Source organism: Buchnera aphidicola (Muscaphis stroyani), assembly GCF_005080865.1.
Lineage (GTDB): Bacteria > Pseudomonadota > Gammaproteobacteria > Enterobacterales > Enterobacteriaceae > Buchnera > Buchnera aphidicola_AG.
In genome coordinates, this window is record NZ_CP034861.1 from 51,996 (window position 1) to 71,174 (window position 19,179).

Here is a 19,179-nt window from a genome sequence, read left to right on the forward strand (position 1 = left end):
AGGAAAAAAAATGCGCTCTAAACCAGTTTTGGAAATATGGAATAAAATAGTTAAAGAATCTTTTTTTTTAAAAATAAAAGAACCTTTTTTTTCAAATTTTTATAATAAAAATATATCAAAACATAATAATTTCAGTAGTTCTTTAAGTTATATATTAGCTGATAAGTTATCTACTTCCAGTATTTCTACAGCAGAATTAAAAAAAATTTTTGAAAATATATACTCAAAAAATATGTATTTATTGCATTTTGCAGTGAAAGATATTAGAGCCGTTTTTAAAAGAGATCCTGTAGTTAAAAATTATTTAACTCCTTTATTATATCTAAAAGGATTTCATGCTTTAGAATCTTATAGAATTAGTCATTATCTTTGGAAAAAAAAGAAATATTCATTTTCTTTATATCTTCAGAGTAGAATTTCTTCAGTCTTTTCAGTCGATATTCATCCAGCTGCATCTATTGGATCTGGTATAATGATAGATCATGCAAGTGGTGTGGTTATCGGAGAAAGAGTTAAAATAGAAGATAACGTTTCAATATTACATTCAGTTACTTTAGGGGGAACAGGTAAAATAAAAGGAAAAAATAGACATCCAATAATTAGAAAAGGAGTTGTTATAGGAGCAGGAGCAAAAATTTTAGGACACATTGAAGTAGGATCGGGATCTAAAATAGGAGCAGGTTCTGTTGTATTAAAAAATGTTCCTTCACATGTAACAGTGGCTGGAATTCCGGCAAAAATTTTAAGTACAGCAGATGATGTTAATAAATATAATAATCCAAAAAAGTGCAGTTCTAAATGTACAGAAAAATTTCAATATGGAAGCGGAATATAAAGAGAATTATCTATATAAAATAAAATCTTCTGTTTTTGAAAATTTTTTATAGAATAAGATTAAATACAGAAGTTTTATTTTATAATAAATTAGTTAATTCTCAGTCGTCTAAAAAACTGCGCAGTATTTCTGATCTACTTGGATGACGCAATTTTCTAAGTGCTTTGGCTTCTATTTGACGTATTCTTTCTCTTGTAACATCAAATTGTTTTCCAACTTCTTCTAAAGTATGATCAGTATTCATATCAATTCCAAAACGCATGCGAAGTACTTTTGCTTCACGAGCGGTTAGTCCAGACAAAACGTCATGCGTAGCTGATCTTAAACTTTCAGAAGTTGCTGAATCTAATGGCAATTCTAAAGTAGTATCTTCAATAAAATCACCTAAATGTGAATCATCATCATCTCCAATCGGGGTTTCCATAGATATTGGTTCTTTGGCTATTTTTAAAACTTTTCTAATTTTGTCTTCAGGAATTAGCATTTTTTCAGAAAGTTCTTCAGGAGTCGGTTCTCGACCTATTTCTTGAAGCATTTGTCTAGAAATTCGATTAAGTTTATTAATAGTTTCTATCATATGAACAGGAATCCGAATTGTACGAGCTTGATCTGCAATGGATCGCGTAATTGCTTGTCGAATCCACCATGTAGCATAAGTTGAAAATTTATATCCTCGACGATATTCAAATTTATCAACTGCTTTCATTAGACCAATGTTACCTTCTTGAATTAAATCTAAAAATTGCAAACCTCTATTAGTATATTTTTTAGCAATAGAAATTACTAATCTTAAATTAGCCTCTACCATTTCTTTTTTTGCTCTTCTAGCTTTAGCTTCTCCAATAGACATTCTTTTATTAATATCTTTAACTTGTTGAATAGTTAAACCTGTTTCTTTTTCTATTTGAATTAATTTTTGTATGCTTCTCGATATAATTGATTTTACTTCTTTTATCTTTTTAGACCATGGTTGATTTATATTTTGAGCTTGTTCAAGCCAGTTATCGTCAGTTTCTTTTCCTTTAAAAATTTTTATAAAATTTTTTTTTGGCATTTTACACTGATCAATGCACAATTGCATAATCATTTTTTCTTGTATTCTAACTCTTTCCATCATGCATCTTATGCTATTGACTAAATAATCAAATTGTTTTGGAACTAATCTAAATTGTTTAAAAACCTCTGAAAGATTATAAATTTCTGTCAGTGAATCTTTATGGTATCTTTTTTTATTTCTAATCGTATTATTTGTATTATTGTATTGTTTTCTTAATTCAGAAAATTTTTCGTTTGCTAATTCTGGATCGATTTTATGATCATCTTCATCTGTGTTTTGATTATTTTCTTCATCTTCGTTATTTTGTTCTTCTTCTAATAATTCAGATCCTATGTGCATGGCTGAAGGAGAAAAAATTTCTTCTGCATTAGGATCAACAAATCCTGTAACTATATCAGATAATTTTATTTGACCTGTTTTAATTCGATCATGCTGATCAAGAAGATAAGTAATTGCTTCTGGATACTCTGACACAGACGATTGAACTTGGTTAATTCCTTCTTCGATGCGTTTAGCTATATCAATTTCGCCTTCTCTTGTCAAAAGTTCAACAGTTCCCATCTCTCTCATATACATCCTTACAGGATCAGTAGTTCGTCCTAGCTCTGATTCTACACTAGAGAGAACTTGAGTTGCTGCTTCAACAGCATCTTCATCTGTATCTGCATTTATTTCATTTAAAATCAAATCATCAGCATCAGGTGCTTCTTCAACGACTTGAATGCCCATGTCGTTAATCATTTGAATGATATCATCGATTTGTTCAGAATCAATAATCTCTTCAGGCAAATGATCATTGACTTCAGCATAGGTTAAATACCCTTGCTCTTTTCCATGTGTGACAAGAAGTTTAAGTTGAGATTGTGGGTTTTGATCCATAAAATGGTATCCAACTTATATTAATTTAATTGAAAGTAATTGACTGTTTTTGTCAATAATAAATAATAGAGTTATTTTAAATAATTTAAAAGTTTATTAAAATGTTTTTAAGTGTCTAACGATTATAAATTTTATATAATTTTTTTGATAATTTTTTATTAATTAACCAAATTTCCTGTTTTTCTTTTATATTTAAACCTTTGATGCGTTCTTGAGAAATTAAATATTCTTGTCTTTCCTCAAGAATTTTTTTTTTCATGTTTGATAATAAATCTATAAACATATTTTGAATTTCTTCTGGAATAATCATATGATCCCATCTAGCTAAAATTTTTAAAACGTTAAATATTTTTTTGTTTCTGTATAATTCTAATAATTGACCTGTATTTAAATTTGGAAAATTTATGCATGTTTGAAGTAATTCTATAAAAATAGGCAGTCCTTTTAATTTTAGATTTTTTATTTTTTCCATTGACGGAGTTATTTTAGCTAAATTTGGATTTTGCACAAGAAGTCCAATTAAAATTCGCATTGGAGTTCTTTTTATTTGAAATGTTTTTATTTTTTTATTTTTTATTTCCATTTCGTACAAAAATTTTTCAAATTGACTATCTTCCAAAATTCCTATTTTTCTGGCTAATATTTGTCGAAGATAAATTCTTATAGTGGAACTAGAAATTTGATTGATTAAAGGCAAAGCAGTAACGCTTAATCGAAATTTATCATCTTTAGATGATAAATTTATATTTTTTAATATGTTTTTAAAAAAAAAATTTGATAAAGTTAAAGCATTTTTAATACGAATTTGGAATTTTTCCTTTCCTTCTTTTCTAACAATTGTATCTGGATCTTCGTTGTTAGGAAGTAGTATAAATTTAATTGTTTTTTTATCAGATATATATGGTAAAGCAACTTTTAAAGATCTCCAGGCTGCATTTTTTCCTGCGGTATCGCCATCATAACAATATATAATTGTGTCGGTATTTCTAAAAAGAAGTTGAATATGATCTTTTGTAGTAGCCGTTCCTAATGATGATACCGCGTAGAGAATATTATATTCTGTTAATGTTATAACATCAATATAACCTTCTACAATTAATAGATATTCTGGTTTTATAAACTTTTTTTTAACTTGATATAAACCATAAATTTGTCTTCCTTTGTTAAAAATGTCGGTTTCAGGAGAATTAAGATATTTTGGTAAAACTTTTTGTTGTATTGAGCGACCTCCAAAAGCAATAATTGTACCTTTTCGATCATGTATAGGAAAGATGATTCGCCCTCTAAAAGAATCATATTTAGAACCATTTTGATTCATTGAAATAATATTATACTCTAATAATTCGTTTTCAAAATTTTTGCTGATTTTTAGTTTTTTTAAAAAATCAAACCATTTAAAACTTGAGAATCCAATGGAAAAAAAATTTATTATATTTTTGCTAATTCCTCTATGAGCTAAATAATTGCAAGCAGCATTTGTGGATAGAAGATTTTTTTGATATAGTTTAGACATTTCATTCATTAAAAAATACAATTTTTTTCTTTTTATATAATTTTGATTTTCATATTCATTTTTTTTAGAAGGTATTTCAATTCCATTACTTGCAGCTAGTTCTTCAATGCTTTCTATAAAATTTAAGTGTTCGTAATTCATTAAAAAGTCAATGGCATTTCCATGCGCTTTGCATCCAAAGCAATAATAAAATTGTTTTTCATAACTAACTGTAAACGATGGAGTTTTATCATGATGAAAAGGGCAATTAGTTTGATAGTTTTTGCCTTTTTTTTTCAATATAAGACGAGCGTGAATGAGTTCAACAATATCAGTTCGATATAGTAATTCATTGATAAAATGTTTAGGTATTTTAATGGGCATAAATTTCTATATACAAAATTAGTTGCCGTTCTTAATTTAAGAACGGTTTTTAAAAATTTTTTTATTTTGATTTTTTACTAAAAAATATGTTAATACATTCGAATGCGTCTTGCATTTTCTCTTGTGAGTTTTTTTGACAAACGTTTAATTGCTGAAGCTTTAGCTCTTTTTCGTTCTGTAGTTGGTTTTTCATAAAATTCTCTTCGACGAATTTCAGCCAAAATACCAGCTTTTTCACAAGATCTTTTAAAGCGTCTAAGCGCAACATCAAAGGGTTCATTTTCACGTACTTTTATTACTGGCATTTTAATTTTACCTTAATAATTTATTTTGTTTAAAAACTAAAATACTTATTTTAAAATTTTTTAGAATTAAACCACTAATATCATTTTTAATTAAAAAATTTTTATGAAATTACTCATTAGAGCTTTGTTCTAAAAATCTTTTAGTTTAGAATAGCATTAATTTAAAATTAGTGTAAAACGTATTTTTTTTATTTTTATTTAATTTATTATAAAGGTATATAAGATCAATGAAAGTATTAGGCATCGAAACTTCATGTGATGATACAGGTGTATCCATTTATGATAGCAAAGAAGGATTACTAATTAATGAGTTAAAAAATCAAAATAAATTAAATTTTAATTTTGGAGGTATTGTTCCTGAGATAGCTTCTAGAGAGCATATGAAAAAAATGGTTGATTTAATTGAAAAAATTTTTATAAAAAAGAAATTTATGAATAAAATAGATTTAATTTCGTATACCGCGGGACCTGGTTTAGTGAGCTCTTTATTAGTAGGAGCAACTTTTGCTTGTTCATTGGCATTATCTTTGAATCTTCCAATTATTCCTGTTAATCACATGGAAGCGCATTTATTATCACCAATGTTAGAAAATAAGTCAATTAAATTTCCATTTATTGGTTTATTAGTTTCTGGAAAACACACTCAACTGATTGGAGCTCATAAATTAGGAAAATATGAATTACTCGGAAATTCTTTAGATGATGCAGCAGGAGAAGCGTTTGATAAGACCGCAAAATTATTAGGATTAAAATACCCAGGAGGACCTAATCTTTCTCGTTTAGCTTGTAGAGGATTGAGAAACAAATTTCATTTTCCTCGACCTATGATAAACCATGCAAGCTTAAATTTTAGCTTTTCAGGATTGAAAACTCATGCTGCAAAAATTATTAATAATAATTTTTTAAATATCCAAGATAAAGCAAACATTGCTAGAGCTTTTGAAGATGCAGTGATTGATATTTTACTAATTAAAACTAAAAAAGCATTGCAGAAAAAAAAATGGAAACGTTTAGTGATAGCGGGTGGAGTGAGTGCTAACATGGTTTTAAGAAAAAATGCAGAAATAATGATGAAAAATTTTTTTAATGGAGAAGTATTTTATGCTCATCCAAAATTTTGCACTGATAATGGAGCAATGATTGCATATTTAGGTTTGTTACGCAATAAAGAATCCAAAATATGTCAATCAGAAATATTAGTTAAACCAAATTGGTCTATTACTAAAGTAAGTCAAATATAATTAATTATTTTTTTTATTAAACATAGTTTAATTATTTATTTTATTGATTTTTAATATATAAGATAAGATCTTTAACAGTCACAACTGTCATTTGATAATGTTTGGAAAATTCTATGATTTCAGGTGTTCGAGACATAGATCCATCTCTATTAGTTAATTCACAAATTATTCCTAATGGCTTAAATCCAGCAAGGGAAACAATTTCAATAGCAGCTTCAGTATGTCCTGCTCTAGATAAAATGCCTCCTGTATGAGCTCTTAGAGGAAATACATGTCCTGGTCTGTTTAAATCACTTGGCTTAGCATGATCTGATGCTGCTGCTTGGATAGTAGTTAATCTATCTTGAGCTGAAACTCCAGTAGAAATTCCACTAGAAGCCTCTATAGTTACCGTAAATCCTGTTCGATACGCGCTAGTATTTTTTTTGACCATCATAGGCAAATCTAATTGTTTTCTTTTTGATTCAGTTATACAAAGACAGACAATACCGCTTCCATAACGAATAGTTAAAGCCATTTGTTTGACTGTCATGTTGCATGAAAAAACAAGATCACCTTCGTTTTCACGTTTTTCGTCATCTAAAATAATAATTCCTTTTCCAGACTGCAAGGCTGATATTGCTTTTTCAATTCTTTCTCTAGAAGTTCCAAATTGAGATAGTAGTTTTTGATTCATTCTGAAAACCTCAAAAAAAATAAATTAATTAAATCGAAAATTTATAAGTTTAATATTTTAAAAAATTGTTCAAAATAATATCTGTTTTTAATTACATCTTAAAAAAAATAAAAGACTGAATTTTAGCGTAAAAAGATTTTTAGATAAAAAATTTTTATATCTAAATATTAATTTTTATATTTAGATATAAAACTATTTATCATAAATTTTTTTTAAAAGAAATTAATATTATAAAATTATTAAAGTATATTAATTTACATCATGTAAAAAATAAATATTTTAAATTTTTTTTCGAGATTGATAATATAAGGCTTCGTTTAGTTCATTTATAGAAAGCGTTTTAGTCCCTATTTTTTGAACAACTATAGAAGCTCCTACATTTGCATAAAAACACGACTCCTCTAAAGAAAGTCCTTGAGCTAAAGAAGCTGCTATTACTGAAATCACAGTGTCTCCTGCGCCAGTAACGTCATGTGCTATATTTGATGTAGCTGGAAAATGTATCGGTTTTTTGTTTGGTTGAAATAAATTCATTCCGTGTTCTGATCGAGTGACTAATAATGCAGATAAATTCAACTGAAGCATTAACTCTGTTCCTTTTTTTAACAGTTGCTTTTCTTCTTTACACGTTCCTACTATTTTTTCAAATTCGGATAAATTAGGGGTAATTAAACTCGCTCCAGAGTATTTTGTAAAATCCATTCCTTTAGGATCTATGAGTATAGGAACTGACATTTTCTTTGCCAATGAGATAATTTTTTTAATATCAACTAAAGTTCCTTTGTCATAATCAGAAAGTATTAAAACTTTAAAAAATGATAATGAGCGTAATATTTTTTCATATAATATGTTATTGCATTGAAAAAAGTACTTTTCTTGAAAATCTAAACGCATTAGTGGTTTTTTTTTTGATAAAACTCTAATTTTTGTAATAGTTTTATTATTTTTAACAATAATTAAGTCAGAAAAAATATTTGAATGATTTAATAGTTTTTTTAACATTAATCCTTCATAATCCATTCCAATACATCCAATAATTTTAGAAAAAGCACCTATATCCGCTATATTTTTAGCAACATTTGCAGCTCCTCCGGGTTGTTCTTTTGTTTTTTTAATAGGCATAATAGGTTCAGATTTTTTAGATAAAATATGATAATTTTTGCCATACCAATAGCAATCTAAAATAACGTCACCAACAACAAGAACTGATGCGTTTTTAAAATTAATTATTTTTTTTTTCATAAATCTCTCTATTAAACTTAAATTATTTTGATTATTTTAATAATTATACTATTTATTCGAAAATTAAAAAATGATCTTTTTATATTAAAAATATTATAATTTTTATATTATATAAAACATTATTACAGGATTTTACTATTAAACAATATAAATTACTTTTATTTAACAAAATTTATTTTTTATGAGAATATTTAATGAAAATATATCTAGTAGGAGGAGCTGTACGAGATTCTTTGCTTAATTTACCATTTCAAGATAAAGACTGGGTAGTAGTTGGAGGGACAAAAAAAATGTTATTAGACAAAAATTTTCAACAAGTAGGAAAAGATTTTCCAGTTTTTTTGCATCCAAAAACGCACGAAGAATACGCACTAGCAAGAACGGACAGAAAGAATGGAGTAGGTTATTTTGGTTTTAATACGATTTCTAACAAAGATATCACCTTAGAAGAAGATTTAATTAGAAGAGATTTAACAATTAACGCAATTGCTCAAGACGAAAATGGTAATTATATTGATCCTTTTCAAGGAATAAAAGATATTAAATATCGTTTATTACGACATGTTTCAGAGTCTTTTATAGAGGATCCGCTTCGTATTTTAAGAACAGCGAGATTTGCTGCTTCTTTAGCTCATTTAGGTTTTTGTGTTGCTAAAGAAACAATAGAGCTGATGAAAATCATGGTAAAAAAAAAGGAATTATCATATTTAACTTCAAATAGAATATGGAATGAAACAAAGAAAGCTTTAAAAACTTTTCATCCTCATGTTTATTTTCAAATTTTGAATGACTGTAAAGCTTTAAAGTTTATATTTCCAGAAATACATTATTTTTGTAAAAAAAATTTTTTTTTGAATTTCAACAGTTTACATCGAAAGAATAGAAAAAACCCTATAATGGGATTATCTAAAATTTCTTCATTAAATAAAGACGTAAGTATACGTTTTTCTTATTTATGTCAATTTGTGTCTAGCTCTTATATTGACAAAAATTTTTTTAATTCCATGACAATATTTCATGATTCTCACTCAGCTTATATTGTAAAAAAATTATGTCAACGTCTTAATGTACCTTCTAACATAAGAGATATAGCAGTTTTGAGCGCTGGATTTTATAATTTTTTAAGTACTATACATTATCAATCTTCTAAAAATATTGTTATTTTATTATTGCGAATCGATGCTTGGAGAAAACCAGATCGTGTAAATGTTTTATCGTTTTTAAGTAATTTTAATTCAAAAAGTTTATTTCAATCTCATAAGTTGTATTTAAATTCTCATTCTTTTTTAAAAATAGCTTTTTCCATTATTCAAAATATTTCTATTCAATCAATTCTAAATAAAGGATTTAAAGGATATGAAATCAAAAAAGAACTTAATCGTTTAAGAGTTAAAAAATTAGATTTATGGCGTTCTAAATACACTGTAAAATATAATTTTTAATTAAATTAGACAAATATTTTTTTTAAAAAATAATATTATAAATCATTAAATTCTAATTTAACAATTTAAAATAAATTAATCCAGATATAAGAAAACGATAAAATCCAAACCATATTAGTGAAATTTTCTCAGTTACATTTAATATTTTATTTATAAAAAAAATAGAAATAAGCAACGACATAAAAAAGCCAATAAACAAAGTTGAAAAATTAAGTATTTCTAAATTTTTAGTGTTATTAAAAATTTCAAAAAAAGACGCTCCCATTAATAACGGAACGGAACTGATAAATGAAAATTCTATTGCAACTTTGCGTGTAAATCCTAATAGCACTCCAGTAGCAATAGTCACTCCAGATCTTGAGCAACCAGGGTATAAAGATAAAGCTTGAACACATCCAATAATTATTGATTGAATAAAATTTATATCATATATTTTGAATATTTTATGTTTTTTTGGTTTAAATATTTCAGCAATAATTAAAAATAAACCGCCTAATATTAATGAGTACATAATGTTGACAGGATGATAAAAAGACTTGATTTTTCTGTAAAAAAAAAACCTAAAAGTATTGTAGGAAAAATAGTAATTAAAACATATCCATGTTGGATATATGTCATTTTTTTAAATTTTTTATAAAAAAATAGAAATATTCCTATAGAAGATCCGAGTTGAACAAAAATTTCTATTATATTCGTATATTTATTTTCGATATTTAACCAATTATTAATGATAATCATATGTGCTGTAGATGAAATTGGAAAAAATTCTATGATTCCTCCCACTAATCCAATAAATGCAATATAAATACTACTAATTGGATAATACATTTTTTCTCCTTTTTTATTAATTTGTTTTCTTAGAAAAACGGTACTAAAATAGCACCGTTTTCAATTAACAATTAATTGTACAAAGACATAATAATTGTTTTTCCTTCAGTAATTATGCCCGATGATTTTTTAATTTTCTTAAAATTTTCTATATTAGAAATTATTACTGGAGTTAATATAGATGGAGCATTTTTTTTTATAAAATTCAAATCAAAGCTAATAATATCTTCTCCTATTTTAACTTTTTGTTTATTTTTTGCTATTTTTTTAAATCCTTTTCCTTTTAGTTTGACTGTATCAATTCCAAAGTGTACGAATAATTCCACTTCATCTTCTGAAATAATTGAAAAAGCATGCATGCTATCTAATATTTTATTAATAGTTCCATTAACTGGTGAAACTATTTTATTTCCTGACGGTTGAATAGCTATTCCATCACCTACAATTTTTTGAGAAAAAACAACATCTGGTACATCTTCTAAATTTACTATACAACCTGATATAGGGGCAAATATTTCTATCTTTTTAGAAAAATTAGATGTTTTTTCCTTAAAAAAATTAGAAAAGATGCTCATTTTTTTCTCCTAAATGATATTTTTATTTAACTTCTGTTAATTGCCTGACTTTTCATGAATTTCTCTATTAAATTTAGTATTTCTTTTTCAGTAGGTAAAGTTAAAGCTTCTTTAGCTAATTCTTGAGCATCTTTGAATGATATGCTTCGAATAATTTTTTTAATTTTAGGTATACTAATAGAACTCATACTAAACTCGTCTAATCCCATCCCCAGCAATAAAACGGTAGCTCGTTCGTCTGCCGCAAGTTCTCCGCACATTCCAGTCCATTTTTTATGTACATGGGAAACATTGATAACTTTCTGAATTAGATTTAAAACAGACGGATGCATTGGTTTGTATAATTTTGAAATTAAATCATTTCCCCTGTCTACAGCTAAAGTATATTGTGTTAAATCATTGGTTCCGATGCTAAAAAAATCAACTTCTTTTATTAAATAGTGAGATATAATTGCTGAAGAAGGTGTTTCTATCATTATTCCAATTTTAATTTTTTCATCAAATTTTATATTGTTATGATTTAATTGTGATTTGAGATGTTCAATTTCAATTTTTAATAGTCTGATTTCTTCAACTGATATAATCATTGGAAATAAAATACATATTTTACCAAAAGCAGATGCTCTAAGAATCGCTTTTAATTGTGTATGCAGCATTTCCTTTCTGTCCATTAAAATTCTTATAGCTCGCCATCCAAGAAAAGGATTTTCTTCTTTTGGCAAATTCATATATGGGAGATCTTTATCTCCTCCAATATCCATCGTTCTTATAATGACTTTTTTATTTTTCATTAATTCAGCAATTTTTTTATAGGCTTGAAACTGTTCGTTTTCAGTAGGAAAGTTTTTTCGACCCATAAACAAAAATTCAGTTCTATAAAGACCTATGCATTCGGCGCCATTTTTTTTTGCAGAATAAATATCTTGAACATTACCAATATTGGAACCAATTTTAATTTTTTTTCCATCAATTGTTGTAGCTTTTAAATTTTTTAAAATTTTTAATTGATTTATTTTTGATGTATATAATGTTTTTATTTTTTTCTTTTTATAGATAAGCTCTTCGGATGGATTCACTAAAATTTGATTGTTTATGCAGTCTAATATGATGAAATCATTATTTTTTACTATATTCGTAATATTTCCAGTTCCTACAATTGCTGGTATCTCCAATGATTTTGCCATGATAGAGGTATGAGATGTTTGACTTCCTAGATCTGTGATAAATCCTAAAACATTCTTAAAATTAATTTGAGCCGTTTCTGATGGAGTTAAGTCTTTTGCAATCAAAATTACTTTATGCTGAATAGAATTCAAATCGACAACATTTATTTTGAGTATATTTTTTAATAAACGACGACCAATGTCTCTTACGTCAATAGCTCTGTTTTTTAAATATTCGTCTTTTATCTTTTCTAATGCTTTAGCTTGTGATTCAATAACAAATTCCGCGGCAGCTGCTGCAGATTTATTTTTTTTTGTGATTAAAGAAACAATTTCTTGCTCTAACTCTTCATCTTCTAAAAGCATAATATGACCTTCAAAAATGCTTTCTTGTTTTTTACCAAATTTTTCTCCTGTTTTAATTTTGATTTCTGTTAGTTGTTGTATTGATTGATTTCGACTGTCAAAAAATTTTTTTATTTCTGATTCAATTTGTTCAACAGTGATTGTTTTTTTTTGAATAATAATTTTTTCTTCTTTTAATAAAAAAGCGGGACCAAAAACTATACCCGGTGATGCTAAAATACCTGAAATCATTGCATTGCCTTTAATATAAAGTTTATTTATTCAGACAAAGAAAAACATAAAATGTTAGAAAAACATTTTTTTATTTTTATATAAAAATCCGGAAGTATTATATAACCTCCGGTATTATGAAATTTATAAAAATTTTATCAATCACTCTAATTCTGTCATTATTTTTGATAAATGTTCAATTGCTTGTTTTTCGTCTTCACCTTCTGCGGATAATACGACAAGACTTCCTTTAACTAAACCCAATGTTTGGATCTTAAAAAGACTTTTTGCGTTTGCGGATTTTCCTTTATAAAGAATGGAAATTTCAGAGTTAAATTTTTTAGCTTCTTTAACAAATTGAGCTGCAGGACGAGTATGTAAACCGTGTGGAGCTGTAATTGTAATTTGATTTTGAAACATTTTAATTCCCCTAATTATTGAGAGCATGAGATATAATATATTTATATTTTATAAAAAATTTTTATAAAGTATTAAAACGTTAATAATTATTATCTTTAGATATTATTTTTTAATAAAAATACTCTTTTAAGAGCGTTTAAGCGATTAAATTTATATTTTTTCGGTTTTTTCATTCAAAAAGCTCTGTACTTAAATAGCGCTCTCCTGAAGAAGGCAGTATTACTACTATTTTTTTGTTTCTATAATTTCTGTTTTTTTGCATTTTTAATGCAGCAGCTAAAGCTGCTCCGGAAGAAATTCCGGATAATATTCCTTCTTTTTTCATTAATTGTTGAGCTGCAAATATAGATTCTTCAATAGACACTGTAACCACTAAATCAATTAATTTTAATTCTAAGTTTTTTGGAATAAAACCAGCTCCAATACCTTGAATTTTATGAGATCCTGGAACTATTTTTTTTCCTGATAACGTCTGTGTAATTACAGGTGATTCGCAAGGTTCAACAGCAACACTAATAAAATTTTTTTTATTTTTAATATTTTTAATATATCTTGTAATGCCAGTAATAGTACCGCCTGTTCCAACTCCAGATACTAATACATCTATCATTCCATTGGAATCTTTCCAGATTTCTGGTCCAGTTGTTTTTTCATGAATTTCAGGATTAGAAGGATTTTCAAATTGTTTTAATAAAAAATATTTTTTTGGATTGTGAGACACTATTTCTTCAGATTTTAGAATAGCGCCTTTCATACCACATTGACCATCTGTCAAAACTAGATTAGCCCCTAAAGCTTTTAATATTTTTTGTCTTTCAATAGACATTGTGTCAGGCATGGTAAGAGTTAATTTATAATTTCTAGCTGCTGCAACATAAGCAAGTGCAATTCCAGTATTTCCACTAGTAGCTTCTATTAATTCAATATTTTTTCTTAAATATCCTTTTTTTTCTGCATTCCATATCATGTTAGCACCAATACGACATTTTACACTAAAACTTGGATTTCTAGATTCTACTTTTACTAAAATATTTTTATTTCCTATTCTGTTTAAACAAATTAAAGGTGTATTTCCAATAGTTAGAGAATTATCTTTATATATTTTAATCATTTTTTCCTGTTTTTATTTAAAAATTTATTTGTTAAGAAACAACTGTATAGATGATTACAATTTTATTAATTACTAATAAATTATTTCTATATTGCATATTAAATTAAAAACTTTAGTTCGAAAATTATACATAAAATTATATAATACAAAATATTAATAAATACTAATATTATTAGTTCTGAAAGTTTGAGATAATTGAATTTTAATTTTTTTATTTTTTGAATGTGTAACATATTTATGAAATCTATTAAAAATAAGATAAAAAAACTACGTAAAAATATTTTAAAATACGAATATTCTTATCATACATTAAACAAATCAATTGTTTCTGATGCAGAATATGATTATCTGTTTGATAAGTTGTATAATTTAGAACGTCAAAATAAAGAACTTATTACTTCAGATTCACCTACTCAAAAAGTAGGTTCTAATTTGCTTATTCAATCAAAAAAATCAATGCATTTTTTTCCTATGTTATCTTTAGATAACGTTTTCGACTTAAATGGATATTTGAATTTTGAAAAAAGAGTTAAAAAAAATCTTAATAATATGAATCAGTCATTAGTTTTTTGTTGTGAGCTGAAAATAGACGGTATAGCGATCAGCATTATTTATGAAAATGGAGTTTTATCAAGGGCAAGCACTAGAGGAGATGGTTGCTATGGTGAAAATATTACTGATAATGCTAGAATGATTAAATCTATTCCAAAGAAATTAAAAGGATCAGATGTACCTAAAAGGTTAGAAGTTCGTGGAGAAATATTTATTTTAAAATCTAATTTTTATAATTTAAAAAAAACAAATAATTTTTCCAATCCTCGAAATGCAGCTGCAGGTATATTGCGTAAAATTAATATCAATATAAATGATCAAAGAAATTTAATGTTTTTATGTCATGGATATGGTTTTTTTGATGGATTAGAACAATTTACAAGTCATTATGAAAGATTAATGAAATGTAAATCTTGGGGTTTTCCGGTTGATGAAAATACTAAAATATGTCTAAATTATAAAGAAGTGTTTAAATTTTATCAAAAAATTGAAAGCAATCGTCATTTTTTAGATTTTCATATAGATGGAATTGTAATAAAAGTAGATTCCATTGAATTTCAAAATAAATTAGGGTCAAGCTCCAAAGCTCCCAAATGGGCTATTGCTTTTAAATTTCAGACCAAGGAGCAAATTACAATATTAAAAGATGTTAAATTTCAAGTAGGTAGAACAGGTATCATTACTCCGGTAGCATGCTTTGAACCGATTATTATTTCTGGAGTTAAAATTCAAAGATCTTCATTACATAACAAAAAAGAAATACAAAGACTTGATTTGCACATCGGGGATTCTATATTAGTTCGTAGGTCAGGTGATGTAATTCCAAAAATTATAAGTGTAATAGCAAGTAAAAGGTTAAAAAATTCAAAAAAAATTTTATTCCCTCATTTTTGCCCTATATGTAATTCAGAATTATTGGAGAATAAAAATGATAAAATCATACGTTGTCATGCAGGTTTAACATGTGACGCTCAGAAAAAAAAAGCATTGCATCATTTTTTTTCGAAACAAGCTTTGAATGCAAAAAATTTAGGATATAAGGTTATTAACCAATTAATTGCAAAGAAATATGTAGAAAATCCAGTAGATTTTTTTAACTTGACTCGTTCTAGTTTGATGAATGTAGATAAATTAGGGGAAAAAACTAGTGTCAGAATCATTGATGCTATCGAAAAATGTAAAAAAACTTCTTTTAAACGTTTTGTTTATGCTTTAGGTATACCTTGCATAGGCGAGACTATGTCTAAAAAAATTGCCGTTTCGTTTCAAACAATAGAGAGACTAATGAATTCTAATCTAAATGAATTAAGTTCAATAAATGGAATAGGAAAGATTGTTTCGAACAATATATTCAACTATTTTTCTATTCCTTCCAATCGTAAATTAATTTTAAATTTGATAAAAAAAGGGATAGTTTTTAGAAGAAGAGAAGATGCACTTTTTAAGCATAAAAATAACACGTTTTTTTTAGGAAAAAAGATTGTTTTAACTGGTATTTTTAGATTTTATTCTAGAACTGATTTAAAGCATATTCTAACAGAATTAGGAGCTAAAATCTTAAATACTATTTCTAAAAATACAGATTTATTAATTTATGGGAAAAATTTTGGATCTAAATTTTTGAAAGCAAAAAAAATGAAAATTAAAATGTTTAATGAGACAAAACTTGTTTCTTTAATAAATAAATCTAATATATAAAAGTATTTTATGAATATTTTTGGGTCGTGCAGGATTCGAACCTGCGACCAATTGATTAAAAGTCAACTGCTCTACCAACTGAGCTAACGACCCTAAATTTTTTGGTAGGTGATGACGGACTCGAACCGCCGACCTCCTCCGTGTAAAGGAGGAGCTCTACCAACTGAGCTAATCACCTTTTTATCATTGACTATATTAGTTTAAAGACAGACAAAACAGAGTCAATCTTTTTTTATTAAAAAACATTTGTTTGTTGTAATTTTAATCATTACGATCAAAGTATAATCTTTTTCGTATTAATTTTATGAAAAATTAATTCTATATATATAACTTTTTATCACATTAATAACTATGTTCATGATTTGAGGGAAAAATGACAGTAATAACTCGTTTTGCACCAAGTCCCACTGGAAATTTGCATATTGGAAGTATTCGTACTGCCTTGTATTCTTGGTTATTTGCGCGTCATTATAATGGAAAATTTCTACTGCGCATAGAAGACTCAGATGTTGAACGTTCTACATTAGAGTCTGTTCAATCCATCTTGAGTGGATTAAAATGGCTTGGACTGAATTGGGATAAGGGTCCGTACTTTCAATCTGAAAGATTAGATCGATATAAAAATGTTATTCGATTAATGTTAAATGAAGGAAAAGCTTATAAATGTTATTGCTCGTTTGAAAAAATAAAAAAAGAGCGTGAATTCCAAATTTCTAAAAATAAAAAGCCACGTTACAGTGGTACTTGTAGAAATTTAAAAAATGAAATAAGATTTAATCAAGATTATGTAGTTAGATTTAAAAATCCACTTTCAGGGAAAGTTATTTTTAGTGATCAAATTAGAGGTAGGATTAGTTTTGATAATTCTGAATTAGACGATTTAATTATCCAACGTTCAAATGGAATGCCTACTTATAATTTTTGTGTTGTAGTAGATGACTTAGACATGAATGTTACTCATGTTATTCGAGGCGAAGATCATATTAATAATACTCCTCGTCAAATTAACATTTTAAAATCTTTAGAAGCTAACATACCTATTTATGCACATGTATCTATGATACTTGACGAAACAGGAAAAAAAATTTCTAAGAGAAAAGATTCGATGAATATAATTGAATATCGTGAGAATGGATTTTTACCAGAAGCATTATTAAATTATATCCTCAGATTAGGATGGTCTTATGGAGACAAAGAAATTTTTGATTTAGTAGAGATGAAAAAATTATTTAATTTGAAATTTATTAGTAAATCTCCAAGTATCATAAACGAAAAAAAACTTTTATGGCTCAATAGGCATTATATTAACAATTTACCATTTCATTATGTATCTGAATGTTTAAAGTTTTATTTTAAAAAAAGAAATATTGATATCAAGAATGGACCTAATGTGGAGTGTATAATAGAATTATTTAAAAATAGATGCTACACATTTCAGCAAATAGTAGATTCATCTCATTATTTTTATAAAGATTTTAGTTATTTTGATAAAATAGCTGCTCACAAATATTTAGTATGCCATAACTTTTTAGTTTTAAAAGAATTGTATAAAAAAATATTTTTTCTATATCTTTGGGAAACAAAAGGACTATCTAAAGTAATTGATAAAATATCAATTAAATTTAAAATGAAAAAAAAAGAAATAAGTATGATTTTACGAGTTTCGGTTACAGGAAATGTACATTCTCCTGGGATAAGTACTGTTATGTACTTGATTGGTAGAGAAAAAACATTAATCAGAATTAATAAAGCTATCAATTATATTAAAAATGTTAATTTTTAAATTTGAATTCAAATTCAAGATCACATTTTTATTTTTAAAGTGTTTGACATAAATTAGATTTGTTAGTGTAAAATTTTTAAAAATTTAGAGGTGTTTATATTTTCATTTAAAAAATCAAAAAAAATAATATTGACAGATTTACTGCGTTTTTATATTGTAATCTTTCAGGGGCTGTAACTCAGAAGGAAGAGTGCTTGCATGGCATGCAAGATGTCGGCGGTTCGATTCCGCCCAGCTCCAAAAATTTTTATAATTTATTGATAAATAATGTTTCAAAATAATTAATTTTTAAATTTTTTTTGTATATAGATGTGATTAATAATATTAATATTTTTATATTTATTAAAAAGCTTAAAATTAATTTAATGTGCCATTTCAAATACAATCTGAAAATAGCACATTAGTAGTTATAAAAATTATACTTGTTGATTCATAATTTCTTGGTAAGCAGCAACTATTTTATTTCTTATTTGTATAGCCATTTGAATGGAAATAGAAGATTTTTGTAGATCTATCATTACATCATTAAGAGATACATTAGATTGATTTAATTCAAATTTTTGAGAATTCAATTTTGCATGATTTTGAGTGTTGCTTATGTCTTTTAATGCTTTGTTTATAAAGCTAGAAAAACTATTATTTTTTAAATTGTTTTTTTCTTTTTTATCTAAAAAATCAATGTTTGTATTATTGTTTTGATAGTTAATGCTGTTAATAAACATATCTTCCTCTGTGTAAAACAGTTGTATTTTATATTAAGATACTATCACATATTAAAAAAAGACACATGCTTTGTTAAGAATTTTTTGTATTTTTTTAAAATATCGAATAAAAATAATTCAATAATTATATTTTATTGAATAAATCAGTAAAACTACTTAATTACTGTTACTTTATAGTGAAAATTAATTTTTGGATAG

At 26.2% G+C, this 19,179-nt stretch carries 15 protein-coding genes, 3 tRNA genes and 1 pseudogene; 6 read left to right on the forward strand and 13 right to left on the reverse strand.

Annotated features, from left to right (window positions below; genetic code table 11):
• Positions 1–10: 10 nt before the first annotated feature.
• Positions 11–835, forward strand: coding sequence for a serine O-acetyltransferase (gene cysE, locus D9V75_RS00240; protein WP_158343125.1), 825 nt, complete (start codon positions 11–13; stop codon positions 833–835).
• 100 nt (positions 836–935) lie between these two features.
• Here cysE and rpoD read toward each other — a convergent pair whose 3' ends face one another.
• The 3 genes from rpoD to rpsU all read right to left on the reverse strand — a co-directional run bounded on the left by rpoD (position 936) and on the right by rpsU (position 4,952).
• Entirely contained in the window at positions 936–2,771 is a 1,836-nt protein-coding gene (gene rpoD, locus D9V75_RS00245) for an RNA polymerase sigma factor RpoD (protein ID WP_158343127.1), read from the reverse strand.
• A gap of 115 nt (positions 2,772–2,886) precedes the next feature.
• Positions 2,887–4,647, reverse strand: a complete 1,761-nt coding sequence (gene dnaG, locus D9V75_RS00250; protein ID WP_158343128.1) for a DNA primase — start codon at positions 4,645–4,647, stop codon at positions 2,887–2,889.
• 89 nt (positions 4,648–4,736) lie between these two features.
• Positions 4,737–4,952, reverse strand: a complete 216-nt coding sequence (gene rpsU, locus D9V75_RS00255; RefSeq protein ID WP_158343130.1) for a 30S ribosomal protein S21 — start codon at positions 4,950–4,952, stop codon at positions 4,737–4,739.
• Positions 4,953–5,179: 227 nt separating this feature from the next.
• Here rpsU and tsaD point away from each other — a divergent pair, with 227 nt between their 5' ends.
• A complete protein-coding gene (gene tsaD, locus D9V75_RS00260; protein ID WP_158343143.1) occupies positions 5,180–6,193 on the forward strand; it encodes a tRNA (adenosine(37)-N6)-threonylcarbamoyltransferase complex transferase subunit TsaD in 1,014 nt (337 codons plus the stop codon).
• A gap of 40 nt (positions 6,194–6,233) precedes the next feature.
• On the opposite strand, the gene ribB is transcribed toward tsaD, so the two are convergent.
• On the reverse strand, positions 6,234–6,869 hold the full coding sequence (ribB, locus tag D9V75_RS00265; protein ID WP_158343145.1) for a 3,4-dihydroxy-2-butanone-4-phosphate synthase: 636 nt from the start codon (positions 6,867–6,869) through the stop codon (positions 6,234–6,236).
• Positions 6,870–7,148: 279 nt separating this feature from the next.
• Positions 7,149–8,111 (reverse strand): D-glycero-beta-D-manno-heptose-7-phosphate kinase, encoded by a 963-nt coding sequence (gene rfaE1, locus D9V75_RS00270; RefSeq protein WP_158343147.1) that lies wholly within the window; start codon positions 8,109–8,111, stop codon positions 7,149–7,151.
• A 194-nt stretch (positions 8,112–8,305) separates the two neighbouring features.
• On the opposite strand from rfaE1, the gene D9V75_RS00275 reads away from it, so the two are divergent.
• A complete protein-coding gene (locus tag D9V75_RS00275; RefSeq protein ID WP_158343149.1) occupies positions 8,306–9,553 on the forward strand; it encodes a tRNA CCA-pyrophosphorylase in 1,248 nt (415 codons plus the stop codon).
• Positions 9,554–9,605: 52 nt separating this feature from the next.
• On the opposite strand, the pseudogene D9V75_RS03065 reads toward D9V75_RS00275, so the two are convergent.
• The 5 genes and pseudogenes from D9V75_RS03065 to cysK all read right to left on the reverse strand — a co-directional run bounded on the left by D9V75_RS03065 (position 9,606) and on the right by cysK (position 14,226).
• Positions 9,606–10,381 (reverse strand): annotated as a pseudogene (locus D9V75_RS03065) (undecaprenyl-diphosphate phosphatase).
• Between the two features lie 71 nt (positions 10,382–10,452).
• On the reverse strand, positions 10,453–10,956 hold the full coding sequence (gene crr, locus D9V75_RS00285; RefSeq protein WP_158343151.1) for a PTS glucose transporter subunit IIA: 504 nt from the start codon (positions 10,954–10,956) through the stop codon (positions 10,453–10,455).
• Between the two features lie 26 nt (positions 10,957–10,982).
• On the reverse strand, positions 10,983–12,716 hold the full coding sequence (ptsI, locus tag D9V75_RS00290; protein ID WP_158343154.1) for a phosphoenolpyruvate-protein phosphotransferase PtsI: 1,734 nt from the start codon (positions 12,714–12,716) through the stop codon (positions 10,983–10,985).
• Between the two features lie 141 nt (positions 12,717–12,857).
• Entirely contained in the window at positions 12,858–13,115 is a 258-nt protein-coding gene (locus D9V75_RS00295) for an HPr family phosphocarrier protein (RefSeq protein WP_158343156.1), read from the reverse strand.
• A 169-nt stretch (positions 13,116–13,284) separates the two neighbouring features.
• Positions 13,285–14,226 (reverse strand): cysteine synthase A, encoded by a 942-nt coding sequence (cysK, locus tag D9V75_RS00300; RefSeq protein ID WP_158343158.1) that lies wholly within the window; start codon positions 14,224–14,226, stop codon positions 13,285–13,287.
• Between the two features lie 237 nt (positions 14,227–14,463).
• On the opposite strand from cysK, the gene ligA reads away from it, so the two are divergent.
• On the forward strand, positions 14,464–16,476 hold the full coding sequence (ligA, locus tag D9V75_RS00305) for an NAD-dependent DNA ligase LigA (protein WP_158343160.1): 2,013 nt from the start codon (positions 14,464–14,466) through the stop codon (positions 16,474–16,476).
• A gap of 20 nt (positions 16,477–16,496) precedes the next feature.
• Here the strand turns inward: ligA and D9V75_RS00310 are convergent.
• Together D9V75_RS00310 and D9V75_RS00315 are read right to left on the reverse strand one after the other, a co-directional pair.
• Positions 16,497–16,569: transfer RNA gene (locus D9V75_RS00310), tRNA-Lys, on the reverse strand.
• Positions 16,570–16,578: 9 nt separating this feature from the next.
• Positions 16,579–16,654, reverse strand: a tRNA-Val gene (locus D9V75_RS00315).
• A gap of 195 nt (positions 16,655–16,849) precedes the next feature.
• On the opposite strand from D9V75_RS00315, the gene gltX reads away from it, so the two are divergent.
• Positions 16,850–18,259 carry a glutamate--tRNA ligase gene (gene gltX / locus D9V75_RS00320; protein WP_158343161.1) on the forward strand — a complete coding sequence of 470 codons (1,410 nt, stop codon included), beginning with the start codon at positions 16,850–16,852 and terminating at the stop codon, positions 18,257–18,259.
• Between the two features lie 167 nt (positions 18,260–18,426).
• Positions 18,427–18,499, forward strand: a tRNA-Ala gene (locus D9V75_RS00325).
• Between the two features lie 176 nt (positions 18,500–18,675).
• On the opposite strand, the gene fliE is transcribed toward D9V75_RS00325, so the two are convergent.
• The gene (gene fliE, locus D9V75_RS00330; protein ID WP_158343163.1) at positions 18,676–18,981 is read right to left on the reverse strand and encodes a flagellar hook-basal body complex protein FliE; all 306 of its coding nucleotides are present in this window, start codon (positions 18,979–18,981) and stop codon (positions 18,676–18,678) included.
• Positions 18,982–19,179 lie beyond the last annotated feature (198 nt).